This is a genomic window from Serratia bockelmannii (assembly GCF_008011855.1).
Taxonomy (GTDB): domain Bacteria; phylum Pseudomonadota; class Gammaproteobacteria; order Enterobacterales; family Enterobacteriaceae; genus Serratia; species Serratia bockelmannii.
In genome coordinates this window covers 77,352-97,101 of sequence record NZ_VOUX01000033.1, presented here as the reverse complement: position 1 = coordinate 97,101, position 19,750 = coordinate 77,352, and the positions used below count along the sequence as shown (strand labels likewise).

Annotated in this window: 15 protein-coding genes and 1 pseudogene; 3 read left to right on the top strand and 13 right to left on the bottom strand. The window is 62.5% G+C overall.

What is annotated here, in order from left to right:
• Nucleotides 1–6 precede the first annotated feature (6 nt).
• Nucleotides 7–1,422 carry a glycoside hydrolase family 1 protein gene (locus FOT55_RS17020; protein WP_147823767.1) on the bottom strand — a complete coding sequence of 472 codons (1,416 nt, stop codon included), beginning with the start codon at nt 1,420–1,422 and terminating at the stop codon, nt 7–9.
• Nucleotides 1,419–3,272: a beta-glucoside-specific PTS transporter subunit IIABC gene (locus FOT55_RS17015; RefSeq protein ID WP_043143225.1), complete on the bottom strand. Its 1,854-nt coding sequence runs from the start codon at nt 3,270–3,272 to the stop codon at nt 1,419–1,421. Before FOT55_RS17015 ends, FOT55_RS17020 begins: the two co-directional genes overlap by 4 nt.
• A 560-nt stretch (nt 3,273–3,832) precedes the next feature.
• Here FOT55_RS17015 and FOT55_RS17010 point away from each other — a divergent pair.
• Nucleotides 3,833–5,002 (top strand): cupin domain-containing protein, encoded by a 1,170-nt coding sequence (locus FOT55_RS17010; RefSeq protein ID WP_147823766.1) that lies wholly within the window; start codon nt 3,833–3,835, stop codon nt 5,000–5,002.
• Between the two features lie 36 nt (nt 5,003–5,038).
• On the opposite strand, the gene FOT55_RS17005 is transcribed toward FOT55_RS17010, so the two are convergent.
• The 5 genes from FOT55_RS17005 to FOT55_RS16985 form a co-directional block, all read right to left on the bottom strand.
• Entirely contained in the window at nt 5,039–6,343 is a 1,305-nt protein-coding gene (locus tag FOT55_RS17005) for a cytochrome c (RefSeq protein WP_147823765.1), read from the bottom strand.
• An 11-nt stretch (nt 6,344–6,354) separates the two neighbouring features.
• Nucleotides 6,355–6,813 (bottom strand): (2Fe-2S)-binding protein, encoded by a 459-nt coding sequence (locus FOT55_RS17000; RefSeq protein ID WP_025302752.1) that lies wholly within the window; start codon nt 6,811–6,813, stop codon nt 6,355–6,357.
• Entirely contained in the window at nt 6,813–9,035 is a 2,223-nt protein-coding gene (locus tag FOT55_RS16995) for a xanthine dehydrogenase family protein molybdopterin-binding subunit (RefSeq protein ID WP_049207190.1), read from the bottom strand. Before FOT55_RS16995 ends, FOT55_RS17000 begins: the two co-directional genes overlap by 1 nt.
• A 200-nt stretch (nt 9,036–9,235) precedes the next feature.
• Nucleotides 9,236–10,060 (bottom strand): M55 family metallopeptidase, encoded by an 825-nt coding sequence (locus tag FOT55_RS16990; protein ID WP_147823764.1) that lies wholly within the window; start codon nt 10,058–10,060, stop codon nt 9,236–9,238.
• A 16-nt stretch (nt 10,061–10,076) separates the two neighbouring features.
• A complete protein-coding gene (locus FOT55_RS16985; protein WP_025302749.1) occupies nt 10,077–11,132 on the bottom strand; it encodes a P1 family peptidase in 1,056 nt (351 codons plus the stop codon).
• Nucleotides 11,133–11,241: 109 nt separating this feature from the next.
• Here FOT55_RS16985 and FOT55_RS25610 point away from each other — a divergent pair.
• Nucleotides 11,242–11,441, top strand: a pseudogene (locus FOT55_RS25610) (FAD-dependent urate hydroxylase HpxO); the annotation flags it as partial.
• Between the two features lie 69 nt (nt 11,442–11,510).
• On the opposite strand, the gene FOT55_RS25725 reads toward FOT55_RS25610, so the two are convergent.
• Together FOT55_RS25725 and FOT55_RS16970 are read right to left on the bottom strand one after the other, a co-directional pair.
• Nucleotides 11,511–11,948 (bottom strand): hypothetical protein, encoded by a 438-nt coding sequence (locus FOT55_RS25725; protein WP_406882330.1) that lies wholly within the window; start codon nt 11,946–11,948, stop codon nt 11,511–11,513.
• Nucleotides 11,949–12,068: 120 nt separating this feature from the next.
• On the bottom strand, nt 12,069–12,812 hold the full coding sequence (locus FOT55_RS16970; protein ID WP_147823763.1) for a sulfite exporter TauE/SafE family protein: 744 nt from the start codon (nt 12,810–12,812) through the stop codon (nt 12,069–12,071).
• A 107-nt stretch (nt 12,813–12,919) separates the two neighbouring features.
• On the opposite strand from FOT55_RS16970, the gene FOT55_RS16965 reads away from it, so the two are divergent.
• Entirely contained in the window at nt 12,920–13,801 is an 882-nt protein-coding gene (locus FOT55_RS16965) for a LysR family transcriptional regulator (protein WP_147823762.1), read from the top strand.
• A 6-nt stretch (nt 13,802–13,807) separates the two neighbouring features.
• Here FOT55_RS16965 and FOT55_RS16960 read toward each other — a convergent pair whose 3' ends face one another.
• The 4 genes from FOT55_RS16960 to FOT55_RS16945 form a co-directional block, all read right to left on the bottom strand.
• A complete protein-coding gene (locus FOT55_RS16960; protein WP_147823761.1) occupies nt 13,808–17,377 on the bottom strand; it encodes a molybdopterin cofactor-binding domain-containing protein in 3,570 nt (1,189 codons plus the stop codon).
• On the bottom strand, nt 17,370–17,912 hold the full coding sequence (locus FOT55_RS16955) for a (2Fe-2S)-binding protein (protein WP_025302744.1): 543 nt from the start codon (nt 17,910–17,912) through the stop codon (nt 17,370–17,372). Before FOT55_RS16955 ends, FOT55_RS16960 begins: the two co-directional genes overlap by 8 nt.
• Nucleotides 17,913–17,997: 85 nt before the next feature.
• Nucleotides 17,998–18,471: a MarR family winged helix-turn-helix transcriptional regulator gene (locus tag FOT55_RS16950; RefSeq protein ID WP_049207179.1), complete on the bottom strand. Its 474-nt coding sequence runs from the start codon at nt 18,469–18,471 to the stop codon at nt 17,998–18,000.
• Nucleotides 18,472–18,537: 66 nt separating this feature from the next.
• Nucleotides 18,538–19,596 carry a 2,5-dihydroxypyridine 5,6-dioxygenase gene (locus FOT55_RS16945; protein WP_025302742.1) on the bottom strand — a complete coding sequence of 353 codons (1,059 nt, stop codon included), beginning with the start codon at nt 19,594–19,596 and terminating at the stop codon, nt 18,538–18,540.
• Nucleotides 19,597–19,750 lie beyond the last annotated feature (154 nt).

The following is a 19,750-nucleotide window of genomic DNA, read 5'->3' as shown; positions in this document are numbered from 1 at the left end:
CCTTGCTTATTTGCCTAACCGGCCATTGGCGGCGATAAGCTGCCGATACCAGTCAAAACTGCGTTTTTTGATGCGCCGCAGATCCTTAAGATCCCGTTCTCCGCGGTTCACGTAGATAAATCCATAGCGCTTGGCGTAGCCCTGATGCGTGCTGACGACGTCAATCGCCGCCCACGGGCAATAACCGAGCAGCTCGACGCCATCGTTGATCGCCAGCCGCATCTGTTCGACATGCTGCCGCATGAATTCAATGCGATAGTCGTCGTCGATGGTCTCATCCGCCCGCAATTCATCCGGCGCGCCAATGCCGTTCTCCGTGATGAGTATCGGCAGGTGATAGCGTTCGAAGGTCTTGCGCAGCGTTAAGCGCAGGCCAACCGGATCGATCACCCATCCGTAGCGCGTCTTGCCGACAAACGGGTTTTCCGCCGCACGATACACACCCGGTTCGCCGAGCATAATTTGCTGATCGCCGGCGCGTGCGCTCACGTCTGCACCGTCGCCGCGGCTGGCGGCGATCGTGGCGGTGGAATAGTAATTGATCGCCACATAATCCGGTCGTGCCGCCAACAGCAGCGCCGCGTCCTCCGGCTCCCTGTCCGGCGACCACCCCCGATCCTCAAGGTAACGCCAGGCCAGGGCGTTGTAGCGGCCATGCACCGCCACATCGAGAAAACTCCAACAGCGCAACGTCTCCCAGTTATGAGCGGCAATGGCATCCAGCGGATTGCAGGTCTCCTGATACATCGAGGTGGTATTGATCGCCGGGCCAATTTTCCCGCCGGGACAGCGCTGATGGCATAATGCCATGACTTTGGCCTGAGCGACCAACATATGATGACTCTGCTGATACAGCGTCCGTTTGTCAGGCAACGCACCGCCTTTGGGCGTGCCGATAGCGCCGGGGTGCAGGATCATGGTGTTCTGTTCATTGATGGTGAGCCAATACTTCACCCGATCGCCGAAGGCGTCGAACAGCACGCCGGCGTAAGTGACAAAAGCCTCGATGGTGGCGCGATTGGACCAGCCGCCCTGCTGCTCCAGCACATAAGGCAGATCGAAATGATACAGCGTCACCACCGGCTCGATGCCGTGCGCCAGCAATTCGTCGATCAACTGCCGGTAAAACGCCAGCCCCGGCGCATTGACTTCGCCGACGCCATCGGGCAACACGCGCGTCCACGCAACCGAAAACCGGTAGGCCTTTAACCCCAGTTCTGCGAACAGCTTCACATCCTCGCGAAAGCGATGATAGTGATCGCTGGCCACCGTAAAATCCGCCGTGCCTGCGGGATGTTCAAGCATATCGACGATCGACGGGCTTTTTCCGTCTTCATTCCATGCGCCCTCCACCTGATAGGCGGAAGTCGACGCGCCCCAGAGAAACTCGGCGGGAAAATCGTGCAAGCGTTGATAAATCATGCCGGCTCCTTATTGGCCTTCAGCGCCATAATCGTCTCACCGGCATGAACGCCATGCGGCTTAGGTAACACCTGAACCTGAAACGCTTCGCTGTTGACGATCAATACCGGCGTCGTCAGATCGAAGCCCAATGCGGCGATCGCGCCGATGTCAAAACGCACCAGCTCGTCGCCGACCTTCACGCGATCGCCAATCTGCAGTCCGGAGTCAAAGTGTTGGCCACCCAGGTTTACCGTGTCGATGCCGATATGCAGCAACAGCTCCGCACCGTTGTCCCCCTTGATGCCGACCGCATGTTTTGACGGCAGGAAAGTCACTATCTCGCCGTCCAGCGGCGCACGCAGCACCCCTTCCGACGGTATGATCGCCATGCCCTGGCCCAACAAGCCCTGTGAGAAGACGTCATCGTTGACCTGATCCAACGTCACGGCTTTGCCAGTCAGCGGGCTGAAAACCGGCGATACCTCGTCGGCCGCCACCTGAGTCACTTCGGTCGCCTCCTCGACCGGATCGTCGAAGCCAAGGATCCAGGTCAGGGCAAAGGTCACGACGATGGCAATGGCGCAAGTGATCAGCGCATGCACGATATTCATCGGGTTCTCACCGATAAACGCCGGCAAAGCAGCCAGGCCAGGAGAAACGAAGGCATAGCGCACCAACCCGCTCAACCCGGCGTAAATGCCGGCGCAGCCACCGCCGATCATCGCTGCGATCAACGGCTTGCGCAGTTTCAGCGTCACCCCGTACAGCGAGGGTTCAGTGATCCCCAACAACGCGGTAAAACCGGCGGAGGACGCCAACTGGCGCAAATTCGTGTTCTTGGTGCGGAATGCCACACATAGCGTCGCCGCACCTTGCGCAATATTGGACGCCAACATGCCCGGCCCGTTAATCATCTCAAAACCATTCTTGGTCAATTGGCCGGTGGCTATCGGTGTCATCGCCCAGGCGGTGCCGGTGATCACCAAAAATGGCTGCAGCCCGCCCATCAACATAGGAATCAGCCAGCTAGCCCTACCATCGACGATCGCCGCACCGGCGGCCACCATGTCATTGAGGAAAATGCCGAACGGCCCGACCACCACCAATGCCAGCGGCGCGGTGACCAGCAACACAATCATCGGTTTGGTGAAGAACTTGATCATCGTCGGCGAAACTTTCTCGGCAAACCGCTCGATATAGGACATCAGCCACACGGTAAAAATGATCGGCAACACCGAGCCGGCATAATCCGCCAGCCGCACCGGCATGCCGAGAAAATCAATCGCGGTGCCTGCCGCCAGCATCTGAGCCAGATTAGGGTGCAGCAACGCGCCGGCGAGGGTCATCGCCAGGATGGGATTGCACTCGAATTTTATCGCGGCACCGTAAGCCAACAGCACCGGCAGGAAGAAAAACGCCGCATCGGCGACGGTATCCAGCAATCGATAGGTCGTGCCGGCGGGATCTATCGCCCCGGCCAGCTTGAGGATCGCCAGCAGCGCCTTGATCATCCCCGCGCCGGTAATGGCCGGGATCACCGGGGTAAAGGTCGTGGAAATCACACTGATAATCCGTGACACCACGCCACCTTTCGGCTGCTGCTTTTGAGCGCCGGTTTGCGGCTGGCCAATCTCCTTTTGCAGCACGCGGAACGTTTGCTGCACGTTATTGCCGACCACGATCTGAAACTGGCCGCCGCGCACCACCACGCTGATAACGCCCGGCAGGGCTTCGATCGCCTTCGAATCCACTTTAGCGTCGTCGTTGAATTCCATACGCAAACGGGTCGCGCAGTGCGTCAGCTTGCTGACGTTGCCTTTACCGCCGACCCGCGCCAATATTTCTAAGCCAAGTTTCTGATAGTCCATCGTTTTCCCCGGTAAAATGCAAAAAAAAAGACCAAAATGGAAATGCGCCTCGTCACAAGGAGAAGTGCATTCCTATTTTGGTCTTGCCTGCTTTAGCAGTAACACGCCGCAATAAAAATGGTGTGCGGTCTTCTCGACCGCGCTAAAAGTATCACCATACTCGCGAATACTCGGCAATAGCCATACGTCAGCGTTGTGAAAGGCGTCACGATTTAGCGTAAATGCACTGCAATGTCGCCGCTGCACGCTTTTTGCGCACACCCATAGCGCAATCGGAAGGAAATAACCCAAAATAATGCGCTTTATTGTCACTTTGTTTATTTAATTACGGGGGAAGATTAATTCAGATCCATGACTATTCAACTTCCGGGCAATTAATTAAACCTGCACTCACTTAGTAACAAACGCAAACAAATAAGCGCCTACGCAATACATTCCAGCCGCTAGGATTTAAGGGTCACAGCCTATTCCCGCCGATGACAAAAAATCATTTCAATGGCGATCGCGCCTTCCCCGTCGCCTGCTGCTGCAGGCGCACGGTTTATATTGGAGAAAATGCTATGCTATCGCGTCGTGATATATTGAAAGTCTCCGCCGTCAGCGCGGCCGCCGCCGGCATGATCGGCGGCATCGCCAAAAATGCCGCTGCCGACGACCATCGTAATATCGTGCCTCCCAGCAGCTATCAGCCGCCTGCCGATGCGCAGCATCTCTATAAATACAAATTCACCGACAGCAAAAAACGCAGCCTGCCCAACGGCTGGGCACGCGAAGCCACCGTCGAGCAATTCCCGATCTCCGAAGGCGTGGCGGGCGTCGACATGACGCTGGAGCCGGGCGGCGTGCGCGAACTGCATTGGCACGCCATCGCCGCCGAATGGGCATTCATGCTGGAAGGCCATGCGCGCATCACCATCCTCGATCCCGAGGGAAAATGTGAGGTGGCGGATTTCGGCCCCGGCGACGTCTGGTATTTCCCGAAAGGCTATGGCCATTCCATTCAGGCGCTGGCGGACGGCGCGCATTTTATTCTGGCATTCGATAACGGGCATTTCTCCGAATTCGGCACCTTCAGCATCACCGACTGGGTGGCGCATATGCCGAAAGAGGTATTGGAAAAAAGCGTCGACATGCCGGCGGCGGTATTTTCCAAGGCCAAACATGGTGAAGCTTATATTGTCGGCGGCGCCGTCCCGCCCACATTACCATTGCCGAAAAACGACGGCGGATTAAATAATGCCCCGCTGACCCACCGCTATGAATTAATGAAGCAAAAGCCGTTCTTTGAAAATGACGCCGGCAGCGTCCATTTGGTGTCGTCGAAAGAATTTCCTATTTCCACCACCATGACCGGCATCATCGAGATCGTGAAACCCGGCGCGATCCGGGAATTGCACTGGCACCCCAACGCCAACGAATGGCAATACTATATTGCCGGCAAAGGCCGGATGACGGTGTTCAGCTCGCACGGCCACGCGCAGACGGAAGAGTACGCCCCTTCGGACGTCGGTTACGTGCCGCAGGGCTTCGGCCATTACATCGAGAACATCGGCGATGAGGATTTGAAGGTACTGATCGTGATGGACAACGGCATTTATCAGGATATTTCGTTGTCCGACTGGCTGGCGAAAACCCCGGCTTACCTGCTGGCGGACAACTTCAATAATCAGGTTGAGGACTGGCAGGATAGACCGAAAGACAAACGGGTGATGTCGCGGCGCAGCCGCTGACGCCGCGGCGAGGGAGAATCTCCCTCGCCGCTTTCTTTACTGCTTGCGCTGCTCCGCCACCTGTTTGGCGGTGACCTTGCCCTGTTTGTCGCCGAAATGGCCGACCACGAAGTTGGCGACCGCCGCCACTTCCTCGTCGGAATAGGCGCTGCCGAACGACGGCATCATCTCATGCCGCTCGCCGACGCTGATGCTCGTCCCCTTCAGGATAGCCTGCACCACGCTGCGCCCCTGCGGATCGTTCACCGCCGTGCTGCCCACCAGCGACGCGTACTCGCTCTGGCGGCCCGGCCCGTTCCACTGGTGGCAGCCGCTGCAGTCGTTGGCGAACATCCGCCGCCCGAGCGAGCTGTCTTGCCCGCCCGGCAGGATCGGGGTGGAAGCCCCCGCGCCCTTCGGCTGCAAGTTCACCGCTGCCGCGCTGTCGCCGGCGATGGGTTCGATGTCGCGCAGGTATTTCACCAGCGCCAGATTATCTTCCGGCGTCAGGAACTGCAGGCTGTTTTCCACCGCTTCCGCCATCGGGCCGGCGGCGCTGCTGCGCCCCGGCGCATGGCCGGTGGCCAGATATTGCGACAGTTGCTGGTCGCTCCAGCCGCCGATGCCGGTCTGTTTGTCCGGCGTGATGTTGGCGGCGAACCAGCCCTGCACCACTTCACCGCTCAGGTGCTTGCTCTGGTTAAGACCAAACCCCAGATTGCGCGGCGTATGGCACTCGCCGCAGTGGCCGAGCGCCGTCGCCAGATAGGCGCCGCGATTCCACTGCTCATCCTTGTTGAGATCCGGCGCGAAACGCTGCTCCTGGAAGAACGCCAGGTTCCAGAATTTCATGCCCCAACGCTGGTTGAACGGGAACGACAGCTCGTTTTGCGGGTTGGCCTGTTTCACCGGCGGCAGACTGAACAGATAATCCTTGATCGCCAGCACGTCATCGCGGCTCAGTTCGGTGTACGAGGTATAAGGCATCGCCGGATACAGGTTGCCCTGTGGGCCGATGCCCTCACGCACCGCGCGTACGAACTGATCGTCGCTCCAGTTGCCGATGCCGGTTTCCTTGTCAGCGGTGATGTTGGTGCCGTAAATGGTGCCGAACGGCAACTTGAAGGCGAAGCCGCCTGCATAAGGCGCGCCGTCCGGCGCGGTGTGGCACGCCACGCAGTCGGCGGCACGCGCCAGGTACTCGCCGCGCGCCAGTTTGTCGGAGATGCCGGCCGGCGCCCCGGCGATCGGCGCCGCAGGCTCAGCGCCGGTGGGCCGCAGCAGCGTATACAGCGCGTATCCTCCCGCCAACACCACCACGGCGATAATCAGCCATAACAGCCCTTTCAAGGCATTGCTCATCGCATCTCTCCCTAACCCAACGCCTTGGCGGCCTGGTGGATGGCGGCGCGAATGCGCACATAGGTGGCGCAACGGCAAACGTTGCCGCCCATCGCCGCGTCGATGTCCGCATCGCTCGGGTTCTTGCTTTGCGCCAGCAGCGCGCTGGCGCTCATGATCTGGCCGGACTGGCAGTAACCGCACTGCACCACGTCCAGATCAAGCCAGGCTTCCTGCACCGCCTTGCCTTCCGGCGTGGCGCCCACGGCTTCGATGGTGGTGATTTTTTTGCCGACGGCGGCGGAGACCGGCGTCATGCATGAACGCACCGGCACGCCGTCCAGATGCACGGTACAGGCGCCGCACATGGCGATGCCGCAGCCGAATTTGGTGCCGGTCAGGCCGGCTTCGTCACGCAAAAACCACAGCAGCGGCATGTGCGGATCGCCCTCGAAGGTCAGCGGCTGCTCGTTTACGGTTAATTGAATCATCAGGTTCTCTCCTTGTCAGACGCCGGATTCGCAGTGGGATTATGCAGCGGCAGGCTCAGCGAGGTGCGCGGCCGCCCGAGCAGCGCCAGCGCGTTGCCAACTGCCGGGGCAATGGTCGGCACCCCCAGCTCGCCCACGCCGGTCGGTTTCTCGGTCGAGGGCACAATGATCACCTCGATCTCCGGCATCTCATCGATGCGCAACGGGCGGAAGTTATTGAAGTTGGACTGTTCGACCACGCCGTCTTTCAGCGTGATATTGCCGTACAGCGCCAGGCTCAGGCCGTAACCGATGCCGCCCTCGATCTGCGCGCGGATCACGTCGGGGTTCACCGCCACGCCGCAATCCACCGCGCACCACACTTTATGCACTTTCGGGATGCCGCCTTCGCCGATCGACACCTCGGCCACCTGCGCCACATAGGTGTCGAACGCCTTGGCGACGCCCACGCCGCGCGCGCGTCCGTCTACCACTTTAGCGCCCTGCCAGTCAGCGGCTTTCGCTACCGCCCGCAGCACGCCCGCCGCGCGCGGCGCATCGCCCATCAGCGCCAGCCGCCCTTCGACCGGATCCTGGCCGGTTTCCTGCAACAGCTGATCGATAAAGCTCTCCACCGCGTGGCCGGTGTGGGTGCTGGCGACCGACCGCAGCGAGGTGGTCGGCACCTTGCCGGGCACGATATGCGCATCGCAGCGGAAGGCTTCGAAGGTGTATGAGACCTCGCTGGCGCCCTCGACCATCATCTGATCGAGGCCGTTGACCACCAGCGCATCCATCGCGCTGTGGCGCGTCCAGGAGTGGCCGACCACGGTATCGGTCCAGCCCACCACCTTGCCGCCCCGAATGGCGCCGCGCAGGCGGTGCAGGATCATCGGGCGATACCAGCCGTTGCGGATGTCGTCCTCGCGCGTCCACACCACCTTCACGCCGTGGCCGGGGCCGATGCCTTTGGCCGCCGCCGCCATGTCGGCCGCCAGATCCGGCCCCAGCGTCGGGTTGCCTAAATCGATGCGCCGGCCGAAGCTGCCGCCCGCCAGAATGGTTTCAATCTGCACCTTGTCCGGCGGCAACTCGAACAGATCGCACAGCTGCTTGTGGTCGAGCGTTTGGATTTGGCAGCCGTAGCGCGCCTTGACGCTCTCGCCGTCCCAGAACAGATAGCCGTCCAGCGGCTCCATCGGCGCGTGCGCGACGTACGGGAAGGTGTATTCGGCCTCGATCACCTTGTCGGCCTTGTCGAACACCTCGTCCGGCTTGCCAAGACTCTTCGCCACCACGCCGGTTTTCTGCGCCACCTGGCGGAATTCGGCGTAGATTTCCTCGGTGTTGCGTCGCTCCGCCTGCGCGTCGTCCCAGGTGACCCGCAGCCGGTCCCGCCCCTGGATCGCCGCCCAGGTATTGTTGGCGTAAACCGCCACGCCGGTGGCAACCTGTTTCACCGCCACCACGCCCGGTACCGCCAGCGCGCGTTCGGCGTCAAACGTCGCCACCTTGCCGCCGAAACGCGGCGGTTTTTTGATGGTGACGGTCAACATGCCCGGCTCGTGGATATCCTGCGAGAACTGCGCGCTGCCGTTGGTTTTCGCCAGCGAATCGACGCGGTGCAAACCGCGCGTTTTGCCGATCAGGGTGAAATTGGCCGGATCCTTCAGCGTCAGGCTGGCGGGATCGGGCGGCGGCAGCGTGGCGGCCAGCGCGGCGAATTCGCCGAAGCCCGCTTCGCGCCCGCTGGCGGCATGGCGGATCTTGCCCGCCTGCACGGTGATTTCCTGCGCCGAGGTTTTCCAGCTCTGCGCGGCGGCCTGCACCAACAGCGCGCGCGCCATGGCGCCCATGCGCCGCATTTGCTCATAGGCATTGGCCACCGAGCTGGAACCGCCGGTGCCCTGGAATCCGAAGGCCAGGTTTTTGTAGACATTGGTGTCCACCGGCGCGGCCACGACCCGCACCTGTGCCCAGTCGGCATCGAGCTCTTCGGCGACCAGCGTCGCCATGCCGGTATAGACCCCCTGGCCCACTTCGGTGTGTTTACTGATGACGGTGACGACGCCGTCGGCGCCGATCTGAACGAAGGCGTTGGCGTCTAACGCCGCCGCGCCGGAGGCGATCGGGGCAGCCGAACGCGCCAGCGCGCCGGTGGACGGCAGATAGGCGCCGATCACCAACGCCCCGGCGCCGACGATAAACCGCCGCCGCGAAAGCGGAACTTGGGATATGCTCATTGCTCATGACTCCAAAAAAACCGAAGGCGTCACTGCCTTCGGCGAAACAAATCTTGTTATGGGAATGGCTTGTTGCGCCCGTCAGGTGATATAGCGCAACAGAGCAATAATTAGCGTAGCCTATTATCCAGTAGACTTAATGTTGAAGAGGGTTTTTCTATTGGAGAATCGTGCGGTGCGGGCAGGCACCCGCACCGGGGTCAACTCTGCGTCGTCGCCAGATAGGAGAAAACGCTGAGCAGGTTGATTTGCGCCGCCATGTTGTCGCTGTCGAAGGCCACGGTCAGCGCGTCCTGGCGCTCCACGCCAGGCACCAGGCTGAACAGATCCGCCAGCACCGGTTTGGCCGCCATCAGCGTCAGCCGGTAAGGCGGCATAAAACGGCGCTCCACCGGCAGTCTGGCGCCCTGGCGCACCTGTTGCATCGCCCGCTCGCGGATCTCCGCCCGCGCCCGCTGTGGGCTGAGCGATTCGGCGGCGGTTTGCGAGAGGGCGCGTTTTACGCAAACATAGCCAGATTGCGGATAACGTTCAGCGATCCAACGTTGCAGCTCGTCGTCACCGCTCACCAGCCACAACGGCACGTTCAACTCCGCCGCCATCGCCGCATACAGATCGCTTTCGCCTACCACTTCGCCGTTCAGGCTGACGCGATAAAAGGCCCGACCGTTGATGGTATGCGCCAGCACGCCGCGTTCGCCGGCGGCGCTGTGATAACCGATAAACATCATGCCGTCGTAACGTTGATGCTGCAGCCCTTCCACCATCGACAGCCCGCGCGGCTTGCCCTGCACCAGGCGCGCCCGCGCATCGATGCGATCGGCGCGCAGATTCTGCATCATGGCGTGGCTGTCGGCCACCGTCACCTCGGTGGCGCCGCCGGCAAAAGCGCCGTCGATGGCGGCGTTGACCTCCTGCTCCATCAGCTCGCGCGCCACCGCATAGTCGGCATGGGCCGGGTTGCACTGCTCCGGCCGCATCACGCCGGCAATACCCTCGATATCCGCAGAGATAAAGACTTTCACATCACACTCCCGTTATTCAATTTGCCGCCAGCCGATCGAGCAGCGGGCCCAACGCCATACGCGCGTGCTGCTGGAAACCGCTGACGCCCTCGGCGCTCAGCAACGCATCCAATACTGCGTATTCGGTGGCATCCGCGGCAGCCGCAAACAGCGGCTCCAGCCGTTCGTCCGGCAGCGTGGCCCCCAGCAACCGGGTGGAGAACGCCAGCGCGATGTCGCCGGAGCCGTGCCCCCAATGGCTGCCCACCCGCCCCAGACCCGCGCCCGCTCGGCGGGCGATACGGTTCAGTTGCCGGCTGTCCAGCGCCCGATCGCAGGCGATGATGATAATGACCGAACCGGCGTCCACCTGCGGCGGTGGGTCCGCCAGCAGCTTGCCCAGCGCCGGGCCGACGCGCACGCCGCTCAGCGTCAACGAGTCGAGGGTACCGAAGTTGGCCAGCACCAGCACGCCGAGCGTGGTGCCAAGCCCCGGGCAATAACGCGAGGCGGTGCCGATGCCGCCCTTCAGGCCGAAGCTGCTCATGCCGCGCCCGGCGCCGACGCTGCCGCGCGCAAAGCGGGTGGAATGGTTATCCAGCGCGCTGAAGACGTGCTCCTCACGCACCGCCATCGCCTGAATATCGTTGAGGTAGCCGTCGTTGCACTCCAGCACCAGCGGGTTGATGGTGGCGCTGCCGCGGCCGATCTGCGGGTAGCGCAAGCAGCTGCGCCGCACCATGGCGTTGAACAGCGTGCCGACGGCGAAGGTGTTGCTCAGCAGGATCGGCGTTTGCAACTCCCCCAGCTCATTCAATTGCACCAATCCCAGCGGCTTGGCGAAGCCATTGAGCACCGCGCTGCCGCACGGCAACGGTTGGTTGAACAGATCGCCCGGCGGCACGATGGCGGTGACGCCGGTCTGGCATTCGCCGTCGGCCAAGGTGTGATGCCCGACGCTGACGCCCGGCACGTCACACAGGCTGTCTGTCGGCCCGGCCGGATAGCGCGCGCCCGGCAGGCGGCGATGGCGCCGCCAATAGCTCAGCAGATTGTCGAGGCTTTGTTGTTCAAACACCTGGCTGTCAATCATGGTTCCCTCATCCGCCGTTAGCCCATCAGAAAACCAGAATATCGCGCAATGCGCCGCGCCGTAAATTGAAAGCGGAAGCGGGCAGCAAAAATCGCCTTGCCCCATCGCCGTTCAGACCCACTCGCAGGGCATCGAAGACACCCTGCTGCGTTATCAAGATCTGGTGCTGAAGGCACGCAAACGCTGCGACGTGGCGCACGGCAAAGACATGGCTATCACCCACGGCGGGTATGAAGACTGAAGAGCGAAATCGGCAAACGCATTCTCGCCGGCATGTGGGAGACCATTTTGGGCGGCCCGCAGGCCTGAGCCTTATTGGGTTTTTAGCGGGCAATCGGATAGTATAAAAAAATGAATGATTCAAAACTGGATTATGGCTCAATTGAATAAATAAACCATGACCATAACAATGACGCAAACAGAGCAAAACAATAAATCACCGGAAAAATTTCTCAATGAGTCCAAATAGTCATTGCTGTTCTTATTTAGTTGGTTAATGGCATCATTTTCGTTCTCAGCTTCTACTTCAATATGATGCTTTCCGAACCCTTTCTGCTTCATATCTTTAATTATTTCTCGTGTAACCACTTCCTTTCTCTGCACCCTTGATTCATCGCTCTTTATAAAAACAACATATTTATTCATCATATACCCCATAAAAGCACAGAATTTTACTTCTGTGCTGGGATTGCAGCTGTTAATTAGCGTTTGGTTCTGGATTCTCTGGCCTCTCTCGGTCCAGTGCCATTGCCGCCATAACCATTTCCTGTAGAACTGCCATTCCCCAGAAACCACTGGCGCAGGAACCGCTGTCATAAGGGCTATTTTTTGACAAGAATGACTGAAGGTGTATTCTCACTGCTGAAAATAATTATATTGGAATAAAATCCAGAATAATATACCGAACCTAATTACACGCAGATGCTATCGATTCAATTAATTGAATCGCCAAATAATCTCAACGCCCAAGATTAATAACCCAATAAAGAAGAGGCGACGGAACAGCTGCGGGCGACAATGACGACGCACCCTCTCCCCCAACCACATGCCGGCAAGCGCCGGCAACAACGCCAACAGCGAACCGCCGAGCAGCGTAGCGGGCAGCGCCTGATGCCAGGCTAATCCGGCGGCCAGCGCCAGCGTCGAGACGGTGAACGACAGCCCCAGCGCCTGCACCAGATCGTCACGCGCCAGGCCCAATGCGTTCAGATAGGGCACCGCCGGTATGACGAATACGCCGGTGGCGCCGGTCAGCACGCCGGTCACCAGGCCGCACAGCGGCCCCAGCCAAGGCTCTGCCGTGACGGAAACGCGCCAATCGAAACGGGTGAATCCCAACAGCGCATAGCCGATCAGGCAAACGCCCAGCGCCAGCGGCGCCAGGCGGCCGTCGGTGGCGGTGAGCGCGCCGGCGCTCAGCAACGTGCCCAGCGTGACGCACAGCATCATCGGCCAGAGTCGACGGCACAGCGCCCCCAACCTCGGCCCGCACAGCAACTGCCACAGATTGGTGATCAACGAGGGTAACAGCAGCAGCGCGGCGGCCTGCCCCGGCGGCATCATCAGGCTGAGCAGCCCCATCGAGACCGTCGGCAACCCCAGACCGATCGCCCCTTTGACCGTGCCGGCCAGCGTAAAAATGCCCGTCAGGGCGATAATCTCGAGTAACGTCAGCGACATGCGTCTATCCTTATGGCGAATCAACGGCCCGATTGTGGCCGGCGCCGCGCCGCGGCACAATGCGGCAATGGCAGAGCCTGCCTGCGGCAAAGACAGAGGAAGAACGCATGCATTTTGACTTTATCGATCTGCGACTGTTGGTGGCGGTGCTCGAGACCGGCAGCATCACCGCCGGCGGCGAGCGCGTCGGGCTGTCGCTGGCCGCCGCCAGCGCCCGCATGCGCGGGCTGGAACAACAGGCCGGCGTGGCGCTGTTGACGCGCAATCCGCGCGGCGTCCAGGCGACGCCCGCCGGTGAGCGCCTGTTGCAACACGCGCGCGTGCTGCTGCAACAGCGCGACCGGCTGCGGGGTGATATGGCCGAGTTCGCGCCGGGCCAGCGCAGCCAGCTGCGCATCGTCGCCAATACCGTCGCCGCCGACGCTTTTCTGCCGGAGCTGCTGGCGGATTTTCTGGTGCTGCACCCGCACACCGACATCGCGCTGGAGGAGCTGCCCAGCCCGGCCATCGCGCAGGCCATCGCCGAACGGGCGGCGGATATCGGCATCGTGGCGGACCACGCCGATCTGCGTGGGCTGGCAAGCTACCCTTTTCGCCAGGATCGTCTGGTGCTGGCGCTGCCGCCGGGGCATGCGCTCAGCGGCCGCCGCACGCTCAGCTTTGCGGACGCCCTGCCTTTTGATTTCATCGGCCTGCCGGAAGAGAGTGCCCTACAACAGCATCTGGAACAGCTGGCGATACGCAGCGGCGGCCCGATGCGGCTGCGGGCGCGCGCGGCTAATTTCGACGCCATCTGCCGCATGGTGCTGCGCGGCGCCGGGTTGGCGGTGGTGCCGGAAGAGAGCGCCCAACGCCATCCGGAAATTCGACACGCCGCCCTGCCGCTGACGGACGAGTGGGCGACCCGGCGTTTATCGATCGTGGTACGTGAGCAGGCGCAGCTGCCGCTGCCGGCGCAGCGGCTGGTAGCGTTCCTGCGCCATGCCTGAGGCGGCTCAGTGCGTGCCAGGCTCTGCGCGCAACCGCGCCACCTGAGCCTCCACGTCGCGCCAGGCCGGTTTGTCGCCGGCATAGCGTTGGCGCAGATAATTCACCAGCGCCGTCACCTGCCGATCGGAAAAGCTGTCCTTAAAGCCCGGCATAAAGCCCAATTCGGCGGTGGCCGGCTTGGGGATCCCTTGCAGGATCACCTTGATCAGGTTATCGGGGCGATCGCTGAAGATATTGGTGTTATTGGCCAGATCCGGGCTGACGCCGAACAGCTGCGGCCCGCCGGCGGCGGCGCTGTGGCAGGCCTGGCAAGCGCCCTGGAACAACCGCTCGCCCGCCAGTTGACCCGCAGGCAACGCGCGGGCCGCCAACTGCGCCTGCGGTTCCACATTCAGCGTCGCCTTGGCGCTCAGCGACATCACATAGTTGGCCATCGCCCGCAGATCGCTCTGCGGCAACGTCGCCAGTTCGCTGACCACCGGCCCCATCGGCCCGGCCGCCACGCCGTGCTCGGCGGAATGCCCGGTGCGGAAGTACTGAAACAGCTGCTCCTCAGTCCAGGGCTTGTCCGCATTGGCCAATTGATTCAGCGCCGGCGCTTCCCACCCGTCCACCATCCCTCCCGCCAGGAAGGCCGCGCCGCCCTTTTCCGCCCCCAGCAGATTACGCGGCGAATGGCAGGCGGCGCAGTGGCCAAGGCCGTTGACCAGATAGGCGCCGCGGTTCCACTGCGCGCTTTGCTGCGGATCGGGTTGATATTCCCCCTGGCGCAGGAATAGCGCGTTCCAGCCCGCCATCAGCGGCCGCAGGTTAAACGGGAAGCGCATCTGATTGGCCGGATTGCTCTGGCGCACCGCCGGTTGCGACATCAGATAAGCGTACAGCGCCTGCATGTCGCCGTCGGTCATTTTACTGAAGGCGGTGTAAGGAAATGCCGGATAGAGGTGGCGGCCGTCGCGGGCGATGCCCTGACGCATCGCCCGATCGAATGCGGTAAACGACCAGTTGCCGATGCCGGTTGCCACGTCCGGGGTAATGTTGGTGCTGTAGAGCGTGCCGAACGGCGTCGCCATCGCCAACCCACCGGCGTTGGTCGCCCCTTCCGACGCGGTATGGCAAACCGCGCAGTCTCCGGCGGCGGCCAACTGACGGCCGCGCTCCAGCGTGGCGGCCGACCAGGTGCCGGCGCCAGGCGTCGCCACCGGCGCGATCTCCGTCCGCCATGGCAAGGCGCTGCCGGCGATGCCCAGCACCGCGCCGAACAGCCCCGCCGCGCCGCCGAACCACCATTTACCGCGCTTCTTTTTCTTGGGCGGCGCGGCCTGCCGCTCGGCATCCGGCCCGTTCAGCGCCTCACGCAGCTTGTCCGAGGTGATCGGCAGCTCGCGAAAACGAATGCCGGTGGCGTCGAACACCGCGTTGGCGATGGCCGCCGCGCTGGGCACCGACGCCGACTCCCCGGCGCCCAGCGGCGGATCGTAAGGGCGCGGCATCATCACCACGTCCACCTCCGGCACCTCCGGGAAGGTCAGGATCGGGTAAGCCCCCCATTCTTTGGCGGAGACCGTCGATTCCTCAAAGGTCACGCGCTCTTTCAACACCCGGCTGGTCGATTGCAATACGTTGCCATGAATTTGGTGGCGCACGCCGTCCGGATTGACCATCATGCCTGCGTCGTGGCCGACCACGATGCGCGTCACCGCCACTTCGCCGCTGGCTTTGTCGATCGCCACGTCGGCCACCCAGGCGGCCCAGGCCGCGCCAAAGCCGGGAAACTTGCTGTGGATGTAACGGGCATAGGCAAAGCCGCGCCCGCGCAGCACGCCGTCTTCCGCCGGGGTCTGCATCGGTTCGGTGTGCGGCGTCCAGCCGGCGCGTTCTGCGGTGCTGCGCATCAGTTCACTGGCGCGTTCGTCATGGATATAGCGCAGCCGATATTCCAGCGGGTCGACGCCGGCGGCGTGGGCCAGCTCATCGATATAAGATTCGTGGGCGAAGGTGTTCGGCAAGGCGGAAACGCCGCGCATCCAGGAGGCGCGCACGATCGGCGCCATGTCCTCGATGCTGACGCGCAGCGCCGGATACGCATAAGGCGGCACCGAAGTGCGGTCGCCCATTTCATAGGCCACCGGCAGCGGTTCGACCCGGCCGGTCAGCAGCAGCGCCAGCGTCGGCGCGCCGTTGGAAGGGTAATAGGTGCGAAAGTCATAGGCGACCGGGTGCCCGGCGGCGTCCAGCCCGCCGTCCACTTCCATCAGCTGCGCCGTGCCCTTCGGTTCCCACACATGTTCTTGTTCGCGGGTCAGCTGCACCCGCACCGGCCTGCCCACCGCGCGCGACAGCAGCGCCGCGTCGGCGCAGACGTCATCGGCGCAATTGCGGCCATAGCAACCGGCCGCCTCCATGCGAACGATCTCGATCTGCGCTTCCGGGTATTCCAGCAGCCAGGCCAGATCGGCGCGCAGCAGGTGCGGGTTCTGGCTGCCTGACCAGACCTGCAGGCGCTCCGGCCGGTAGTCCGCCAGCGCGCAAGAAGGGCCAATCGAGGCATGCAGCTGATACGGCCACAGGTAGCTGCGGGTGAAACGCCTGTCGGCCGCCGCCAGTGCCGCGTCCACATCGCCGGTATCGTGCACCACCCGGGTCGAGTGCGGATTGTCGCGCAGCGCCTGCGCCACGTCGGTCATCTGCGGCAAATTGCGGCGCCAGTCTTTCCAGCTGGCCTGCAGCGCCTGCGCCGCCTTGATCGCCTGCTCTTCGCGCTCGGCGACGATGCCGATGAAATCGCCGATCACCACCAGTTTGACGATGCCGGGAATATGCGCGATCGAGGTTTCATCCACCGCCAGCAGGCTGGTGCCGACAAATTCGCCGCTGTCGTACCCGGCATAGGGCGGCCGCACCACCCGGCCGTGCAGCATGTTCGGCAGGCGCATATCGTGTACGTAGGTGGTTTCGCCGGTCGCCTTGGCCGGAATATCGACGCGCGCGGCGCTGGTGCCCACCAGGCGATACTCCGCCTGCGGTTTCAGCGGCGCGTCGCCGGAAATCGACAGCTCGACATGACCGCCGGCCACCAGCTCGGCGTAGCTGAGCGCCTGCCCCTGCGGGCTGCGGATCACGCCCTCCTCCAGCGTCAGCTGTTCCACCGGCGCATCGAAGCGCTGCGCCGCCTGGCGCAACAGCCAACGGCGCGCTTCGGCGGCGGCGTTGCGCAGCGGCACGGCGGAGATCTGCAGCGTGGCGCTGGCGATGGTGGCGCCCTGATTCGGCGCGCGTTCGGTATCGCCCAACACCATTTGCACCTGATCCATGCGCAGGTACAACTCTTCGGCGACGATCTGCCCGAGCGCGGTGCGCACGCCGGTGCCAAGATCGACATGGCCGTTAAAGGCATAGATTTCGCCGCTGCCGCACAGGGCGATAAACAGCCCCTGCTCTTTGGGCTTCAGCACCGGCGTTTGCCCTTTGGGCACCAGCCCCGGCGGCGGTTGCACGCTGTCGACGATCAGCAGCACGCCGTCGCGCTGCAGCAAGTCGGCCTGGCTCGGCGATGGGACACGGGAATCAGTCATGGGCGTGGGCGTCCTCATCGCGGCAGAGAATGATGGCGCGCTGAACCGCACGCAGGATTTCGAGATGGGTGCCGCAGCGGCACAGGTTGCCGGACAGCGCCTGACGGATCTCCGCCTCGCTCGGGGCGGGATTACGATCCAACAGGGCTTTGGTGGTCATGATCATGCCATTGAGACAGTAGCCGCATTGCGCCGCCTGCTCTTCGATAAAGGCACGCTGCACCGGGTGCGGGCGCTGGCGATCGCCAAGGCCTTCCAGGGTCACGATCGCCCGGCCGGACACGCCGAGCGCCGGGATCACGCAGGAGCGCGCCGCCACGCCGTCGATCAACACGGTACACGCACCGCATTCGCCCAGGCCGCAGCCGTACTTCGGGCCGTTGAGCGCCAGATCGTTGCGCAGTACCAGCAAGAGCGGCGTATCCGCCATCACCTGCGCATGAAGCTGTTCGCCGTTCACCGACAGCATCAGCGGATGCTCCGTCAGCGTGGTTTTCGCGCCATCCCTGAGCGATTGCACTTCAGATATCGCCATTGTTCGCGTCTCCGCCTGCACGTGATGATCTTATGGGCTGGCCTCTCGCCGCCGACCACCAGGCAACCGACGTTGCGCGGGCGAATCAGCCGGTGGGCGGATCTTCCAGCATTTTATTCAGCAGGAATATCAGCGCTATCCGTTCGGCCGGGTTGAGCGTTCCGAACGTCAGCTCTGTGATTTTCGCCGCCTGCGGCACCGTTTCCGTCAGCAGCACGGCGCCGGCGTCGGTCAGGCCGACCACCACCTTGCGCCGATCGATCGGATCCGGCGTCACCGTGATCAGATCGCGCGCCTTCAGCCGTTCGACGATACCGCGTATGGTGGCCTGATCCACCGCCGTCACCTGCACCAGCTCGGTCAGCGAGCTCGGCCCCATATCGCGCACCGCGCACAGGGTGATGAACTGCACCGCCGTCAGCTGCGAATCGCCGACGTTTTGCTGGAAAATCGCCAGGTGGCGCTGATAAACCTTGCGCAGCAGGTGCCCGACTTGCTCGGTAAAATGATAATTTTCGGGTTGGCCGCTCACGGCTGACGGGTATTCGGGGGGCGTCATTGCGTTACTCTCACCATCTATGGAATCCACGAGAATAGTACAAACCCCCGCCGTTGGCAGCAACGATTACGCCCGGCGCACGCGCGAGGCCTCCGGCGCCACCACTTCCCCGTCCGCCACCACCGTTTGCCCGTCGAGGCGGATGTCGCAGCGGCGCAGCGCGATGTCCATATGGCAAGGCGTTTTGCGCGTGCCGCCCACTTCGGTGTTCGGCCCGGTGGAGAACAGGAAGTTGCCGTAGAACGCGCGCGCGTCCATGCACATGCCGTCGTTCTTGTCGTGCAGACCCATCGCCGTCCACTGGGCGCGCGGCTGCAGGCCCCAGCCGATGTGCGAGATGCCGTACACCTCCGGATCGTCGAAGTATTTCATGTATTCGCGCAGGTATTCCGCCTCGAAGCCGCCGTGAATGCGAGTAACGAACCCTTGTTCGATCTCCAGCGTGATGCGTTCACGCGCATAGCTTTTGAACGGCAGCAAGATATCGCCGACCTCCAGCACCAGCACCCCTTCCGCCTGCTCCTCATTCGGCCAGGTGAACAGGAAACCGCTCGGCCAGTGATCCCAGCGCCCCGGTTCATCGGCATAGCCGTACTCGGTCACCGTCGGGTATTGCCCCAGCGGCGCGCGGAAATCGCTGCCGGCGGCGGAGGTCACCTGCATCAGCTTCGCCTGCTCCAGCACGGCGGCGGCGGCCAGCACCCGCGCCTTGTCCTCCGCGTTGGGCAACATGCGCGCCAGCACCTCCGGCGGCTCCACCGCCAGCAGGATGCGGGTGCCAGTTTTCAGGATCTGTTCCTGCTCCGGCGAATGCAGCAGCATCATGGTATCGACGATCAGGTCGGCGGCCTCCAGCGCACGCTGCGCCGCCAGATTGCCGGTCAGCGCGGTATCGCCGCAATAGGCGGTCATGTCGTTGCCCATCGCTCGCGGATGGTTGAACGCCGGCAGTTCGACGGCATACACCTTGGCGCCCAGCCGCAGCGCTGCGTCGGTCGCGGCGCGCACCGTGCGCGCATCGGAATAATGGCTTTTCAAAATCGCCACGCTCTGCGAAGCATCGACCTTCGACAGCGTGAGCACCTGCTCGAACAGCTGTACCAACTGGGTTTCATTGACCGCCATGGCCTGTCTCCTGTCTCGTCAAGGGTGACCGACGCCCGCAAGGCGGCGGTGATTTTTCAAACAATTTAAAGTGAACACACTCATTTTATCTAAGTCAAAAAAGCAAAGGAAAGCAAGCTGCGAATATCCACCATAAGAAAGTCCTATTTCATCC